Here is a 621-nt window from a genome sequence, read left to right as displayed (position 1 = left end):
AGCGACCCTAGCCGGACGCGCAGGCGAGGTGCAAACCGGTGACCCCGTGCGGGAGGCCCGGCCGCATCCGGCGCGCCCGGCGCCGGCCGCCGGTCAGAGGTCGTCGCCGCGCGTGCGCACCCAGGCCCGGTCGACGAGCGACTCGAGGACGCCGAGGTCGATCGTCGAGAGGCGGCCGACCCACAGGCATCCGGCGCCGACCTTGACCTTGCCCAGCCGATCGATGAGCTCGTCGGCGCCGGGGGTCTGCAGGCCGTAGAGCGAGATCGACGCCTTCCGCGGCGAGAACCCCACGACGGGCATGTCGCCCTCGCGGCCCGAGTCGTACCGGTAGTGGTGCAGCCCGTAGCCGACGATCGACGGGCCCCACATGACGGCGTCGGTGTCGGTCACGCGATCGAAGAGTTCGCGGAGCACCAGCCCGTCATCGCGGCGCCCGGCGGGTTCGACCGCATCGAGGAACTCCGACACGGATTCGCCGGTCGGCACCGTCTTCGCTTCGGCCATGCTCCACCGTACCGCCGCGCGGGCGGCGCGGCGAGGACCGGATGCGCGGGTCGATGCCCGGATGCGATGCGCAGCACCGCCCGACGCGCGAGGGCGCCCGCGCCGGTGACCGGC

1 protein-coding gene is annotated in these 621 nt (G+C 74.2%); it reads right to left on the bottom strand.

From position 1 onward, the window contains the following. Nucleotides 1–93 precede the first annotated feature (93 nt). Nucleotides 94–507, bottom strand: a complete 414-nt coding sequence (locus ESO86_RS18265) for a DUF1801 domain-containing protein (RefSeq protein WP_129236077.1) — start codon at nucleotides 505–507, stop codon at nucleotides 94–96. Nucleotides 508–621: the final 114 nt, after the last annotated feature.

Source organism: Agromyces binzhouensis (assembly GCF_004135055.1).
In the GTDB taxonomy this organism is placed as follows: Bacteria; Actinomycetota; Actinomycetes; order Actinomycetales; family Microbacteriaceae; genus Agromyces; species Agromyces binzhouensis.
This window is presented reverse-complemented; position numbering and strand designations above follow the sequence as displayed.